General features: G+C 39.8%; 15 protein-coding genes. 6 read left to right on the forward strand and 9 right to left on the reverse strand.

Annotated features, from left to right (window positions below; all coding sequences use genetic code 11):
• Positions 1-30 precede the first annotated feature (30 nt).
• Positions 31-912 carry an alpha/beta fold hydrolase gene (locus tag ACM03V_RS13915; RefSeq protein WP_414621383.1) on the forward strand — a complete coding sequence of 294 codons (882 nt, stop codon included), beginning with the start codon at positions 31-33 and terminating at the stop codon, positions 910-912.
• A gap of 36 nt (positions 913-948) precedes the next feature.
• Here the strand turns inward: ACM03V_RS13915 and ACM03V_RS13920 are convergent, their stop codons facing one another.
• A complete protein-coding gene (locus ACM03V_RS13920) occupies positions 949-1,197 on the reverse strand; it encodes a helix-turn-helix domain-containing protein (RefSeq protein WP_414621384.1) in 249 nt (82 codons plus the stop codon).
• 129 nt (positions 1,198-1,326) lie between these two features.
• Between ACM03V_RS13920 and ACM03V_RS13925 the strand changes: the two genes are divergently transcribed.
• Positions 1,327-2,394 (forward strand): DNA methyltransferase, encoded by a 1,068-nt coding sequence (locus ACM03V_RS13925; RefSeq protein WP_414621385.1) that lies wholly within the window; start codon positions 1,327-1,329, stop codon positions 2,392-2,394.
• Here ACM03V_RS13925 and ACM03V_RS13930 read toward each other — a convergent pair.
• Both ACM03V_RS13930 and crtH read right to left on the reverse strand, forming a co-directional pair.
• Positions 2,384-3,301, reverse strand: a complete 918-nt coding sequence (locus ACM03V_RS13930; RefSeq protein ID WP_414621386.1) for a hypothetical protein — start codon at positions 3,299-3,301, stop codon at positions 2,384-2,386. The genes ACM03V_RS13925 and ACM03V_RS13930 overlap by 11 nt on opposite strands.
• Positions 3,302-3,385: 84 nt before the next feature.
• Positions 3,386-4,873, reverse strand: a complete 1,488-nt coding sequence (gene crtH / locus ACM03V_RS13935; protein ID WP_414621387.1) for a carotenoid isomerase — start codon at positions 4,871-4,873, stop codon at positions 3,386-3,388.
• A 400-nt stretch (positions 4,874-5,273) separates the two neighbouring features.
• Here crtH and upp point away from each other — a divergent pair, with 400 nt between their 5' ends.
• The 3 genes from upp to ACM03V_RS13950 all read left to right on the forward strand — a co-directional run bounded on the left by upp (position 5,274) and on the right by ACM03V_RS13950 (position 6,849).
• Positions 5,274-5,924: a uracil phosphoribosyltransferase gene (upp, locus tag ACM03V_RS13940; RefSeq protein WP_414621388.1), complete on the forward strand. Its 651-nt coding sequence runs from the start codon at positions 5,274-5,276 to the stop codon at positions 5,922-5,924.
• Positions 5,925-6,012: 88 nt separating this feature from the next.
• Complete coding sequence (locus tag ACM03V_RS13945) at positions 6,013-6,375, forward strand: hypothetical protein (protein ID WP_414621389.1); 363 nt, start codon at positions 6,013-6,015, stop codon at positions 6,373-6,375.
• 183 nt (positions 6,376-6,558) lie between these two features.
• Entirely contained in the window at positions 6,559-6,849 is a 291-nt protein-coding gene (locus ACM03V_RS13950) for a YggT family protein (protein WP_414621390.1), read from the forward strand.
• Between the two features lie 232 nt (positions 6,850-7,081).
• Here ACM03V_RS13950 and ACM03V_RS13955 read toward each other — a convergent pair whose 3' ends face one another.
• Both ACM03V_RS13955 and acsF read right to left on the reverse strand, forming a co-directional pair.
• Positions 7,082-7,516: an FxLYD domain-containing protein gene (locus ACM03V_RS13955; protein ID WP_414621391.1), complete on the reverse strand. Its 435-nt coding sequence runs from the start codon at positions 7,514-7,516 to the stop codon at positions 7,082-7,084.
• Between the two features lie 361 nt (positions 7,517-7,877).
• Positions 7,878-8,954, reverse strand: coding sequence for a magnesium-protoporphyrin IX monomethyl ester (oxidative) cyclase (acsF, locus tag ACM03V_RS13960; RefSeq protein WP_414621392.1), 1,077 nt, complete (start codon positions 8,952-8,954; stop codon positions 7,878-7,880).
• Between the two features lie 824 nt (positions 8,955-9,778).
• Here acsF and ACM03V_RS13965 point away from each other — a divergent pair.
• Positions 9,779-10,306: an NINE protein gene (locus ACM03V_RS13965; protein ID WP_414621393.1), complete on the forward strand. Its 528-nt coding sequence runs from the start codon at positions 9,779-9,781 to the stop codon at positions 10,304-10,306.
• Here the strand turns inward: ACM03V_RS13965 and ACM03V_RS13970 are convergent.
• The 4 genes from ACM03V_RS13970 to thrC all read right to left on the reverse strand — a co-directional run bounded on the left by ACM03V_RS13970 (position 10,303) and on the right by thrC (position 15,136).
• On the reverse strand, positions 10,303-10,923 hold the full coding sequence (locus ACM03V_RS13970) for a DUF2996 domain-containing protein (protein WP_414621394.1): 621 nt from the start codon (positions 10,921-10,923) through the stop codon (positions 10,303-10,305). The two genes, ACM03V_RS13965 and ACM03V_RS13970, sit on opposite strands and share 4 nt — an antisense overlap.
• A 156-nt stretch (positions 10,924-11,079) precedes the next feature.
• Complete coding sequence (locus tag ACM03V_RS13975) at positions 11,080-12,969, reverse strand: iron uptake porin (RefSeq protein WP_414621395.1); 1,890 nt, start codon at positions 12,967-12,969, stop codon at positions 11,080-11,082.
• Positions 12,970-13,390: 421 nt separating this feature from the next.
• Positions 13,391-13,666, reverse strand: coding sequence for a MoaD/ThiS family protein (locus ACM03V_RS13980; RefSeq protein ID WP_414621396.1), 276 nt, complete (start codon positions 13,664-13,666; stop codon positions 13,391-13,393).
• A 165-nt stretch (positions 13,667-13,831) separates the two neighbouring features.
• The gene (thrC, locus tag ACM03V_RS13985; RefSeq protein WP_414621397.1) at positions 13,832-15,136 is read right to left on the reverse strand and encodes a threonine synthase; all 1,305 of its coding nucleotides are present in this window, start codon (positions 15,134-15,136) and stop codon (positions 13,832-13,834) included.
• Between the last annotated feature and the right edge of the window lie 117 nt (positions 15,137-15,253).

Here is a 15,253-nt window from a genome sequence, read left to right on the forward strand (position 1 = left end):
ATAATAGATATTAAATTTACCTAATCATTTATGCATGAATTCCTATCGGGAATTAATATATCAAAACTCAAAGATTCATCAGCAATTAACCTTTTTCAAAACATTCAAATAACTCCCATCACCACACCTTTAAACTGGCAACCAATTTCAACAGCTTACATCCATCAAGGTAACAACGGAATACCAATTTTACTGCTGCACGGTTTCGAGAGTTCCTTATTAGAATTCCGCTTACTAATACCATTACTCGCCGATAAAAACGAAACTTGGGCAGTTGATTTACTTGGTTTCGGGTTTACAGAAAGACTTAAAAACATTAATTATTCCCCGGCAACAATCAAAACCCATCTGTACCACTTCTGGAAAACGCAAATTAAGCAACCTGTAATTTTAGTTGGTGCTTCGATGGGAGGTGCAACAGCTATAGATTTTACGCTTTCTTATCCAGATTGCGTTCATCAACTGGTTTTAATTAACAGCGTCGGTTATTCTGGTAGCTTTCCTCAAGGACGATTTTTGTTTCCTCCTTTTGATTATTTAGCTGTTGAATATTGGCGACAACGTAAACTTCAAGGGCTATTTTTTGGGGATTTTGGTAATTTAACAGATGCCGAAATTACATCCTTGCAATGCGCCGTTTTACATTTAGATATGCCCAATTGGCACGAAGCGATAATTAGTTTTACTAAAAGTGGTGGTTACAGCGAGATAGCACCGCGAATTAAAGAAATTTCAAAGCCAACCTTAATTTTATGGGGAGAGAAAGACGAAACTTTGCCGATGGAAGATGCTTATAAATTTGAACGAGATATTGTACAGAGTCGATTGATTTCGTTGAATTGTGGGCATACTCCGCAGTTGGAACAGCCGAAAGTGGTTGCGGAGCATATCGCATCCGTAAATAATTTTTAATATCTTCTCTTGTATGTTTTTTAACTCCTTAAGAGCTTAAGAAGAACGAAATCTTACTCCCTCACCACCTCCGTTTTTTGGAATAAATTCAATTTCTCCGTCTTCTTCTAAAGCCTTCTGAATAGCTATAAGGTTATTTAAAATTGGTGTACGAGCTTCGCGTTCAAAATCTGCTACAGTCGCTCTTGCAACCTTAGCCCGTTTTGATAATTTTTCTTGAGACCAACCCAACATTGCTCGTGCGGCTCTACATTGAGCCGAAGAAATACACATTTTGTCTGACATTAGTCAAAAAGTATGATATTTTTGTATTATATTAGCAAACTTTGTATTACCTTTCTCAATTTGTTAATCATATATATTTGTAGAAATTAGACAGATTGAATAATGTGAAGCCCGAAAAGAGAAAAACAAATGAACCAAATAGCAAACGAAACTGTTGTAACTAACTATGCTTCTCATGTGGAAGCGGCTAGTACAGTTGGTCGAGGTAAAGTTGTTTCCTTAGATTCAGAACCATCATTCACTGAGTGGAAAGATTCACAAGTTTCTCTACATTATGGTGATAGCTTAAAGTACTACATGAAATGGAAACCACCTACAGTAATAGTATCTGATGGCGGCTATGGAATTTTAGGTTTTGAAGGAGATACTTCAGATCATTTAAAGCTACCAGAACTGTATGAACCCCATATAAAACAGTGGTCAAATTATGCAACACCTCAAACAACACTGTGGTTTTGGAATTCAGAAATTGGTTGGGCGTCAGTCCATCCCATTTTAGAAAAGTATGGCTGGCGTTACGTTAACTGCAATGTTTGGAATAAGGGTAAAGGGCATATAGCTGGTAATGTTAATACCCAGAAGATTAGAAGATTTCCTGTTGTTACAGAGGTTTGCGTTCAATACGTATTTGAAGCCCGAATAAACGGAATGCTTTTGAAGGAATGGTTGTTATCCGAATGGAAGCGTACAAATCTTCCACTCAAACGAGCTAATGATGCGTGTGGAGTTAAAAACGTAGCTACTAGAAAGTATTTCAATCAAGGTCATCTGTGGTATTTTCCCCCACCTGAAATGTTTGAAAAAATATCACAATATGCTAATCAATACGGTAATCCACAAGGCAAACCTTATTTTTCCCGTGATGGTAAGAATCCAATCATAAAACAAGAATGGGCTGCTATGCGCTCTAAATTTTCCTGTCCTTACGGGTATACAAATGTATGGGAAAGAAATGCACTTCGTGGGAAAGAAAGAATTAATATTGGTTCAAATAAAGCCCTTCACCTTAATCAAAAGCCGTTAGATTTAATAACACTAATTATAGAAGCATCAAGTGATTCTGGAGATGTAGTCTGGGAGCCATTTGGAGGATTATTTACTGCTTCTCTTGCAGCAAATAATTTGGGTCGTAGAGCTTTTGGGGCAGAGATTGACTGGACATATTTTTTCTATGGTGTTCAAAGATTTAAAGAATAATATCGTCAGCTTTCGTATCTTCAATAAACAATTTTTCTTTAAAAATCAACTTAATATTTTCTGTATTTTTATTACTAAGTAATTTTATCCATTCACGAATGGACATATCGTGTATAGTCATTCCTAGTATTTTTTGCTTAAAATTTTCTATTTCGGGATGAACTATTCTATCTATCTTGGCAAAATTAGTATCTAGCCTGTAGGGAAATAAGTTTAATAGCTGTCTTAATTGTTGTTGGTATTCCCTTGTAGGCTGATAATTTTTACCGTTATCTCCCCAACTATCTACGATTTTTTGAGCTTCTTGAAATTGAGAAAGAGTTCCTTGCCATTTATAGCCGTTTGTATTAGTCTGTTGTAAATTTCGAGTACGTTTTTGAGTATCTTCCGGCTCTAAAACAAGATAGTCAGGTGGATTATGATAGTGGCGATCGCGAGCTTTGGCAATTGAGCAAGCTGAAATAGTACAAATGTCGAGTATGTATGGTTTTCCATAAATTAAGTGGCTTGGAAGCCAAGGAAGCAAGACAACATAGGTATTGTCATATTTAAAGTGATTTTGGCTATCTTTGAAGCGAGCAGTTATTTCTGTTGCTAATGGGAACCAAGTTTTGATTTCAAATCCAGGTATCGGAGTTACTGTACCTTGAAAAATAGTATCTGGAAATCCAGGATCTTGACGTTTCCATTCTCCTTGATCTTGGAATTCTTCTTGATCGTTCAAGAACTCAGTGATATTAAATTCAATTAAATTCCCTAGTAATGGAGATAGTTTAGAAATAACTTTTGATAGATTAATAGCAGCATTTGGTGAAATAGGTTTTGAGATTGTTAATAAGTCAAATTCATGTCCAGGCAACTTTTCCAACTTTTCAATAGCTATTCTTAGAATATCCTCAGTTTTCATATTTCATAAATCATGTTTGAACAAAGGTATTTTATAACTTTTACAACAGTTGTCGATCTGACCATTCAATATGTAAATATTGCTCTACAACCCCAAATCCACCCCCACCCGATGAGCGCAAGCAAACCCAGAAAACGCTACCGCATTCAATCCTTGCCCAGGAAATGTACTATCTCCCACAACATATAATCCCTCAATTGCCGTCCGATTAAACGGCATTCCCAACAACCCGCGCAACTTTCTTCTAGGAATTGGGCCATATGTACCATCGACTCTTCCCAAAAATCTCCGATGGGTTTTTGGTGTTCCGGCTTCTAAATAATCTAAATTGGCATTTATTCCGGGAAATATTTTTTCTAATTTATCCAAAATACGATTAGCTGTAGCTTCTTTCTTGGCTTCATATTCTTTCTGGGATAAACCCTGCCATTGATCAATCCAGTGTGTTGCGAATGCATGAATGATATGATGCCCCTTCGGAGCTAATTCTGAATCGAGTAATGTGGGAATTGAGACAAAAATTGTCCCTTCTGAAACTGTCATTTCTTCCCACTCGGACAATAAAATGTGATGACATTCAGTATCGGGAGATAATAATTCTGCTTTTACTCCCATATGCAAGCTGAAAAAACTGGGCGATTTTTGATATTTTTGTTGCCATCTTTTTTCATTAGCTGGTATTTCTACTGGTGAAAGTAGCTTCTCAAATGTATTCCACCGAGTAGCATTAGAAACCACACGTTTCGCTCTATATTCTTGATTATTTGCCAGTTTTACGCCTACAACTTTTCCTCTATCTTTAATTATTTTTGTAACTCTGGCTTGATATTTAATTTCCCCACCTTTTTTAATTAAACCTTCCACCAATTTCTGAGCAATTTGTCCTACTCCACCTTTAGGATAATTAACTCCACCATAATGTCTGTCAGAAAAAACCATTCCTGCATTAATCATGGGTGTCATATCCGCTCTTACTACCGACCAGCAATAACACTCTATATCAATAAACTTTAGTAATTCCGGGTCTTTAATATATCTTCGCGCTATATCTCCTGCATTTTGCGGTAGGTACTTCGCCAAACCCAAACAAGCTAATGGATGCCCAAAAAACGCCCGCATCAAATAACCGGGTTCTTCTAAAGACAGCAACTCCATTTGATTTAAGCAGTTAAAAACTTTCCAGCACTCGTCATAAAAGCGACGAATTCCTTTGCTTTCGTGAGGAAAGTAAGCAATTAAATTTTCTAAAAAATCTTCATAATTTCGTTCGACTTTCAAATCCAACGAGTTAGGTAAATGATAGTGAATTTGTACGTTATCAGGAATAGTTTCCAAACTAACATCTACAGCTTGTAGCGCACGAGTAAGTAAATTAGTCGTTCCTTTATCCCCAAACCCAAAAATCATCGAAGCGCCAACATCAAAGCGATAGCCTTCCCGTTCAAAATAGCCAGAACTACCACCAGGAATAGTATATCCCTCCAACACCAGCACTTTCGCACCCATTACCACCAATTGAGTCGCAGTTACCAAACCACCAATACCAGACCCAATTACAATCACATCGTACATAAATCGTCATAAATCCTAGATTTTAATATCTAGGTTAAAGGTTAAAGGTCAAAGGTCAAAGGTTGAAGGTTAAAGGTTACAAACTAGAATTCTCAACTCTTAACTTAAAGCAATCCAAAATCTAAAAGAAACGCATCCGTTGTTAAAATCCAAAATAAAAAAAAGAGGGACAAGTCCGCAACTGCTGACCAATCCCGTCTGCCGTTCCTTAAAGAGAGGAGAACACTGAAAATTAATATAGCGCTGATTGAGAATAAATGTCAACTAGTAATAAAAAATATTCTCAACAATATTTGAGACAAATTAATGAGTACCGATGTTAGATGTTAGTCACAGGCTTGAAAGAGTATTATGATGTTTCAGTTGCGATACCTTATATATTGAAGCTTTTATATCTATTATGACGCTACAATTGCGCGTTTATGTTCCACCCCATCCTTTAATCAAACATTGGCTGGCAGTTGCTCGCGATGCTGGTACGCCTTCGGTATTGTTTCGTTCGGCAATGACTGAATTGGGGCGCTGGTTAACTTACGAAGCGGCTAGGGAATGGTTGCCTACTCAAGAATCAACGGTGCAAACTCCATTAGAGGAGTGTCCTGCAACGTTTATTAATCCTGCAATTCCGGTGGCAGTAGTGCCGATTTTGCGAGCGGGGTTAGGATTGCTAGAAGGGGCACAAACTTTGCTTCCTTTGGCATCTATTTATCATTTGGGTTTAGTCCGCAACGAGAAAACTTTGCAGCCAGAATGTTATCTTAATAAGCTACCAGAAAAAATTGACCCTCAAACAAGAGTGTTAATTACCGACCCTATGTTGGCTACTGGAGGCTCTATAATGGCTGCAATGTCGGAGCTAGTCCAAAGAGGTGTTGACCCGGCTTTAACGCGAATTGTCTGCGTAGTCGCTTGCCCGACCGCATTGCAACAATTGAGTACAGCTTATCCGGGTTTAAATGTTTACACTGCCACAATTGACGAAAAACTTAACGAACAAGGATTTATAGTACCTGGTTTAGGAGATGCTGGCGATCGCACTTTCGGAACTTAAAAAAGGAACTTAAAAAAATATACAGTTTGGACGCTGGGGTTGCTTGTGATGATTAAAGTAGGAAGTAGCGATTAAAGGTGGTAGAATAATGAGTCAACGCGATGGTTTTGCGGGCGGATTTTTGGCTGGAGCGATTTTTGGTAGCGTTGTTGGTGGGGTTATCGGCACGCTGGTAGCTCAGAGACGTGACGAAGCAGAATTAAATGAAGATGAAAGAGAACAGCAAATAATAGGCAAGGGTAATTCAAGCGAGAAATCTACCAAACGACGACAGATGCGAGGTTCGGCGACGACTGGGGTAGAAATGGAAGTAGCGCGACGTTCCCTTGAAGACAAAATTGCTCAGTTAAACGCCACAATCGATGAAGTACGCGATCAATTAGGTAATGTTAACAGCAATTCAAGTGGAGTAAACGAATTTACGAATCGTAGCGAAGAATTGCAATCTTAAGGAAACATTGAGAATTACAGCGGTAATAAAGCGATAAATTGTTTTATAGCCGCTTAAAATACTCAATGAACGACAAGAAAAAATGATGAATACCGAAACTAAAGTCTTCGGCATCTTGATGCCAGCTAAATTAAAATCAATAATAAGACGGCTTTTCACTAAAACTCAAAACACCGAATACCTATGGAACTTCTGATTAAAACGCTGCTACAATTCGTTCAGATTTACAGTTATTTACTGATTGGTAGGGTTCTATTAACTTGGTTCCCACAAATCGAGTGGTCTAGCCAACCATTCGCCGCACTCAGCCAAATAACCGATCCTTATCTTAATTTGTTCCGCAACATAATTCCCCCTTTAGGAGGAATTGATTTATCACCCCTGCTGGCTTTTCTAGCGCTAAACGTAGTCAGCGGACTTTTAGCAGGTGTAGCTGGTAGTCTATTAGCTTCAGCTTCAGCTTCAGTTTATTAAATTCAGCAGACTAATCAAATATGAAGTATGAAGTATGACATTTGAAATATGAACTGCTGTTTATCAAAGCGCGATCTGAACAGCTTTACTCGCTTCGCGATCGCCTACACATACACAAATTTTTGTTTTTTTGTGTTTTTGTTAAAGGCGATCTGAACAGTAGCGCTTCGCGATCGCCATTCATATTTTTATTCATGCTTCATACTTTGTAATTAAACTAAGGGAAGCAACCTTAGTAACGAACTTTAGAAGTAAACCCCGACGCTTTAAACTGCTTTAATTTTAAAGGCGTAGGTTGATTTGCTGGAACGGTAATTCTCATTTCAAAATTACTTTCTCCGGGTGGTACTTCGCTAATAGAACCAACGCGAGTCCGGTTTTGCATTACCGTATTATTATTAGCATCGTAAATCCGCCCAAAAATGTCTGCATCATATACAGTTTTACTGGTCATATTTTTCGCAGTACCAGTAACTATAAAGCAGTTTGCAGCCCTGCTAGCACCACCACTAGTAACATTCCCTTCAGCGAGTTCCGGCGGACATTCTTGGTAAGCAATATTTGATAAAGGAATCGGCGTTAGAGCCAAAGCCGCAGGGGAATAAATCCAGGAAAATATCCCGATAAGGCAAGAAATAAAGATAGTCGTCAGCGAGCGTAACAGCATACTATACACCGTAAAAATTTTAATTATATGAAACTCTAGCTTATCAGTGAACAGTTAGCAGTTAACAGTTATCAGCAGAGTGTCTAACCGCTCCTACGGAATGTAGAGACGTAAAATTTTACGTCTCCCGACGGTTGCGGGCAAAACGAACCCTTCAGAATTTATGCAATCAAGTACTAATACTCCGCCACATTAATTTTGATGGGTAAAAGAAGGTTCGTTCGTAGTAGCGCTTCAGCACCGGGCGGAATCCGGATGCGAGTCACCGCGCTACTACAAACAAAAAAATAAGATGAGCATCAACTGCCCACCTTACAATTTAAGTTGATAAATCTTTACCAAAATCAACTAAAGCTAATATTTACTTAACACTACCTTCCATTGCAGCAGCATCAATCGGTTTGATAAAGTACAACTTCACAGCTTGCCAACCGTTGGAAAGATAGTAAGGCAGCTTTTGGAAGATTTGTAGGAATTTAGGCGTTGTAGAATTGACGATCGCTCTAAGCTGTTCGTTATTCTTGACGCAAGTTTCTAAACGCTCGTAAAATTCCGGTGTCTTAACATCTAACATTACCGGAAATACGCGACCAGCGGTTTCGTTGGTTTTTTCAATCACTTCTTTGTCGTATTCACGAGCATTTAAACCGATAGCAGCATAAAAACCATCGCGCTGAATATCGTTTAAGTACATTGTGGCAAACACCGACAATAAGAAGAAGCGACACCATAACCGCGCTTTCCAATCGTTTAAAGTATTAGGTTGCGCTCTCATTACCGCATCGAAGAAGTCACCGTGGCGGTTTTCATCTTGACACCAGTTTTCAAAGAATCGGAAAATCGGATAAATCCTATCTTCGGGATGCTTTTCTAAATGACGATAAATAGTGATATAGCGCCAATAACCAATCTTTTCGGAAAGATATGTAGCGTAAAAGATGAATTTCGGCTTAAAGAAAGTGTAGCTACGACTCTTGGTTAAAAATCCTAAATCCAGCGACAAATTAAAATCTGACATTGCTTTATTTAGGAAACCAGCATGACGCGCTTCATCACGCGACATCAAGTTAAAGCCTTCAGCTAAAACTGGGTTTTTACCTTTGAGACGACGACTCAATTCTTTGTACAGCAAAAAGCCGGAGAATTCCGCCGTACAGGAACGTTCTAAAAACTCAACAAACACCTGGCGAGTTTCCCCATCAATATGTTCCCAGGATTGCTCAAACTCTTCATCCCGAACAAAATGATGGCGGTTGTAGTCAGCACGAAACTCTTCGATGATGGCTCTCAACTCGTCTTCATTAACCGAGATGTCCATTTTAGCCATCTCATCAAAGTCAGTGGTGTAAAACCGGGGTGTCAGCAGAGTTTCTTTTGCTGGGACTTTAACACCCGGACGTATTTCTTCAAAGCCTGGTTTTTTTAGGGAATCTACCATGTTCTGATTGTTATAAATGTCGGGTTTTTGACACTCCCCATGTTTAAAAAAAGGGATTCTTAGTTCACCGGGATTCCAACGAATTTACCCTCACTAAGCATCTTGACCGTATGCCCTACGGCTGCAATTCCTCTAATTAGAACTACGTAGACACCCTTTGTGATGTCTAAACGGGACGCATTGCCACGTTCCAAATTAAGATACAAAAAATATTGCGTTTGAGTATAAATGTCAGTTTACCATTTTAGTCTGGAAGTAATTACTAGATCAAACGTTAAGAGTTGCAACAATGAAAAATGGGGCATTGGGGATGGGGCATTGGTAATTGGTAATTGGTAATTGGTAGTTGGTAGTTGGTAATTGGTAATTGGTAGTTGGTAATTGGTAATTGGTAATTGATAGCTCCTAACTCCTAACTCCTAATTCCTAATTCCTAATTCCTAACTCCTAACTCCTAACTGCTTTTCTCAAATTAGCCGGATTTATAATTTTGATGGATGTAAAACCTAAAGGTAGATAATTCAAATTTGAGTTTTACTTATGAGTGCGATTATCCACTTCTGGAACTAATAGAAATTCACTCACGCGACAATCATCACGATAGTAAATAAGTAATCAACAATGAATATATTTATGGAACTCGATGATTGTAATAAATTATTGTTATAATTGAACAATACTATATTATAGCTTTATTTTAAATTTAGATCAAAACGTAGCGAGATATAAAAATATTACATTAAAATTAAATTGTTAATAATATAGAAAATTATTAATTCACAAACATTTCAGTTGCCTTATGCGTTCGGTGGAGTTGAAATCATATGAAGGTTGAAGTCAAAGATAAGAATAAGAACCACGATGCAGATAAAGAAAAAGAGCGGATGAAAATATCCTATATGCTCAACATATTGGGCTTTTTAGGATTTACTGGTGGATTGCATCGTTTGTATAACGGTAAGGTTGCTACGGGTTTACTATGGATGTTTACCCTGGGCTTGTTCGGTTTTGGTCAATTTGTAGATTTATTTCTCATTCCTAATATGGTGGAAGAAAGAGAAATGAAACTGAGACTAAAAGCTGGTTTATCGCCTTTTGGTGTTGCACCAACTCCTCAAGTTATAGCATCGGAAATATATCAATCTCCTCAAGAAACCTTGATGGTGGAATTATTGAAAGCGGCGGAAAATCGCGGCGGTAAACTTAGCGTTACTCAAGGAGTTCTTGAGACGGGTGCAAAGTTTTCCCAGGTAGAAGCAACTTTAAAAGAGATGCACCAATCTGGTTATGTTGGCATAGGTAACAACCCCGAAAATGGAGCCGTTACCTACATTTTTCACGAACTTATTTAATTTCTTCCCAACCACTTTTGACCGTTCAAACGCATTACTACTCCGAATACTAATAAATCTAGAGTAATTCTACGTTCGTCAATTAAAAATGATTCGAGGGTGCTAGGGCTTTTGCCTTCGTTGCAAGAAAACGCCTTTTTCCCTTTAATATCTTCATCGGGGAAATAAACGTTAAATTGCCGCAAGCCATTTTTAAATTTACCTAAAACTTGCCAGCATTCCTCAGCTTTCTCATACCCAGGTATGGGAAGTTTTTGTTTGGCGAAATCCAAATGCAAGTCTTCCACCCCTTCCGAGGCGATCGCCTTTTCTAACTCAGGTACATAATGCTGCCGCATAAATTCCTCAAACGGCTTGTCTTCAACCGCTGGAGGTTTTTCTTTCTTTTTAGCTGCCGGTTTCTTATCATCTGCTGCTTTCGCTGCGGGTTTAGCTTTAGCAGCGTTGGGGTTATCTCCCGATGCTGAAGCAGGATCGGGTGCATTCGCAGTCGGAATATCTGTCGCTTCTGGAGAGTCCGTTTTAGGAGCTTTCTTTTTGGCTACTTCCGGCGCTTTTTCATCCGTAGTACTAGGAATAGCTTCTCCCGTTTCCTTTTTATTCGTTTCTTCTGCCATTACTTGGGTTAATCCTTCAGCTTTGAATCATCTTCATTTTACATAGGATGAGGAATTGGGAATCGGGAATTGGGGATTAGCAGATGGGGGGATGGGGAGACAAGGGGACAAGGGGATAATTAAATATTCTTAACTCCTAACTCCTAACTCCTAACTCTAAAAAGTAAAAGTTGTACGCAACAAACCTACTGTCGTTGTGTCGTTGTCGTCATCTCCTTCTGGATTAAATAACACAAATGCGCCAGGGGTAATACTGACATTATCGTTGACCTTAAATTTGTAATAAGCTTCTAAATGGTAAGGAGTCGTGCGATCGACACCCGCAGCAGCTAAGTTCGCATCACCATCAGCTTCTGTACGGTATAAAGGTTGACCGAAAAGTATCCCGGCGGTATTGCCTTTTTTGATGATATCTCGGAAGTGTAAACCCACCATCCAACTGGTGAAGGTGGTGGAAGCATCTACCTGACTGGAGGAATCATCGACGAAAATTGCCGCACCGTAACCTGATAGGGCAATATTCGGAGAAAAGCGCCAATTTAAGGTACCTCCGACGGAGTTGAGTTTTACCGGAATCCCCAAATTTCCATTTGCCAAGCCTAAAGCATTGCTATCAGCACTGACTAATCCCGTACCCAAAATATTGATTTCGTGGTAGCTGTTGGCATAATTCAAACCAATATCGATGGATTTGCTGGGTTTAAATGTGAGTTGGGCTGCGGCAACGGTACTACCACCAAACAAACCCGAACCCAAGGGTGTACTGGAAACTCCGGGAAGAATATCGTCTCCACTGCTGGGAATATTGGCATTGACGCTACCGTAAAGAGCGCGAAAATCCAAGCTTTTGGATGGAGTCAAGATAAAACCTGCTGCCGATGCCAAACCCGATCCAGATGTACCACCAGAAACCCGCAGTACGGGATTTAAACCAGCAAAGCGGGAAATTGCCTCTTGCCCTTCTCCTGCGAAGGGAGTAATAGCAGGGAAAGCATCGGAAACTTCCGCAGCAGTACCGGCAAATAAAGTTAATTTACTGGCTACGGGGAAGATGTACAGAAGTTTGTACAGTTCCACACTATTAGCACCTTTAGAAGATAAATCTTTGGGATCGAAGCTGGGAAATTGGGGTTCAATACCAGTGCGGGCACTACTTGCCGCCAAGTTTACTCCTGGTACTGTCAATCCCAACTCTTGTTGTACGCTACCACTACCATCAACTCCACCCAGGAAATTGTGGGCTTGCAAACCAGTAATTAACAAGTCTTTGCCGGTAAAACTGGTATTCAGGTTCAACCGTACCCGATTCGTCAAGATGATATTAGGATCTTCACTACCGGGAGCGCCACCAGTTGCACCAATTGCAGCAAAAATTGCTTCACCTTGAAGTTTGGTGGTGGTGGAAAATTGCGAAGTTTCTAATTCGGCAGTGCGAGCTTCCAAGGCATCTACCCTACCGCGTAACGTTGCTAATTCTGCACTAAACTCTTGTTGCAAACGCTGTAAAATTACTAAATCTTCTTTAGTAACAATACTCGCTGTGGCTGCTGCAATCAGTTCGTTAACTCTATCCAAACAAGCATTCAATCCCGCCGCAAATTCATATCTAGTCATTGCCCGATTGCCCCGATAGGTGCCATTGGGATATCCCGCAATACAACCGTACCGTTCTACGAGGGATTGCAACGCTTGAAAAGCCCAATCTGTCGGCTGTACGTCGGATAGCTGGGAAACCGATGTGACTTGCCCTGTCGATGTTGTTTGTTGTTGGTTTTGGGGAACTTGGGCAATTATCGGGTTTGTTTCGTTTGTTGTAATAACGGCATACTCCGCCAAAGAATGGCTGCCGACATCAAAGGTCATCTGATTATTTACTTTTTCGCTAATAATTGTGTTCGTAGATGCAATTTTCTCAGATGATATTTCTTTTTCTGATAACTTTTCACTGCTGCCGATTTCCGCAGCTAATGCTTTTACCGGCGACAATCCGGCGAGTAAGCACAGCAAACTTACCCCACTAGCGGAAACTAGTAGATTTCGTTTCATATTAACTCCTCACAACTTTTAAAAGAAGATTAAATAATCAATCTGGGTTTAATGTACTAATTCCAAGAATTCTATTAAACCTTGCTATTTTGAGCAGCACCGACTTGATATAGCTTTAAAGGCGTTAAGCGAAGCTCTACCGAAGGTAATCGCCCTATTTGACGCACCTATGCCCATTAGCTTTACTGCAAATGACCTGAACCATAAATTCTAGTAAATACTATTTCCAGCCATCTTCGTTCAAAACAATTATTTGTAGTTCTTATGCTAGTGATAGATTTGACGATAAAAGGGAATAGGTAATTGGTAATTGATAATTGGTAATTGGTAAAATTCAAAAATAAAAGGCAGGCTAGAAGCCCACCCCACAAAAAATTTATAAAAAACTATCAATCATTGATAATTATTAACTGCTCACTGACTAACCGCCAGCTACAGCAGGAACAATACTTACTTCATCGCCATCTTTTAAAGGTGTTGCCGCACCATCTAAAAAGCGAATATCTTCACTATTTACATATAAATTTAAAAAACGACGCGGTTTTCCGGATTCATCGCACAAACGCGCCTTAATACCGGGACAAGCTTTTTCTAAAGAATCGAAGAGTTCGGTAATTGTATTACCGTTACATTCTAAAGTCGCTTGATTATTAGTGAATTTTTGAAGTGCGGTGGGAACGAGAACTTTAACTGACATATCTTTTGAAATTGGGAATTGGGAATTGGGAAAATTGGAGGGGGAAGAGTGGGTAGAGGAGCCACTGATAGGGGCGGGTTCCCCGACAGTCAGGCAAGTGGCGTGGGGAAGAGTGGGTAGAAGTTTTTGAATCATAACAACTAACCACTAACAACTAACTCTTTCTTAAACTAATACTTGCTGCCACTCTAAGCGATCGAGGGTGCGGGAACGTTCGAGGGCTGATTCAAAACTATCGAGTTTTGCGTCAATTGTCAAAGGTTCGCCGACGCAACTCTGTACTGCTTCTTGGGTTTTTAAACCGTTGCCTGTGATATATACAACTGTAGTTTCTTCGGGGTCGATTTTTCCGGCTTCTACCAGTTTCTTCAACACGGCAACTGTTGTACCACCAGCAGTTTCTGTGAATATACCTTCGGTTTCTGCTAACAGTTTCATGCCTTCGATTATTTCAGCATCGGTAACTGTTTCTATATTACCGTTGGTTTTGTTCGCTATTTCTACAGCATAAACACCATCTGCTGGATTTCCGATTGCAATAGACTTAGCAATGGTATTTGGCTTTACTGGCTCAATGAAGTCGCGCTTTTCTTTAAACGCTTTGGCGATGGGGGAACATCCTTCGGCTTGTGCGCCGCTGAATCGCACGTTTTTACCTTCTACTAAACCAACTTCGACAAACTCGTTGAAGCCTTTATAAATTTTGCTGAATAACGAACCGCTTGCCAAAGGTGCCACAATATGGTCTGGTAGTTCCCAACCTAGCTGCTCGGCTACTTCAAAACCTAATGTTTTGGAACCTTCGGAGTAATAAGGACGTAAGTTAATATTTACAAATCCCCAACCGTGGGTATTCGCAACTTCCGAACACAAACGGTTAACTTGGTCGTAATTTCCCTTAACTGCCATTAAAGTCGGGCTATAAATAAGACTTCCTAAGATTTTACCGGCTTCCAAATCTGCTGGTATGAATACGCAGCAATCCAAACCAGCATGAGCTGCGATCGCGGCGGTTGAGTTTGCTAAGTTTCCGGTGCTGGCGCAGGATACTGTAGTAAAACCTAATTCCTTGGCACGAGTCATTGCAACCGATACCACCCGATCTTTGAAGCTCAGGGTAGGCATATTAACGGCATCATTTTTTATATATAATTTCTTTAAACCCAAGCGACGAGCCAAACGATTGGAGCGAACCAAAGGAGTCATACCCGTTCCAACATCAATGGGGTTTTCGCTCGTTACAGGCAAAAATTGACGATAGCGCCATATTGAATTCGGTCCCGCTTGAATAGTTTCGCGAGTTACCGTTTGACGCAATTTGCTGTAATCGTAGCTTACCTCCAAAGGACCAAAGCAGAATTCACATACGTTTTTTGCTTCAAGCTCGTATTCTGCACCGCATTCTTTACACTTCAAAGCGTGAAAAGCGTGGGTAAGGGTTTGGTTTTGGATGTTGGTGGCCGCTTGCATTTGGTATTTCTCCCCGAAGAACCTTTAACTGTCAACTCTCGGCTGATACTAACATGGCTCAAAAACCGAGTCAAACAATCCCGATATTTTTTGTCGGGATTAACTACTATGTGTAGA

It is taken from the genome of Calothrix sp. CCY 0018 (assembly GCF_963920925.1).
Classification (GTDB): Bacteria; Cyanobacteriota; Cyanobacteriia; order Cyanobacteriales; family Nostocaceae; genus Rivularia.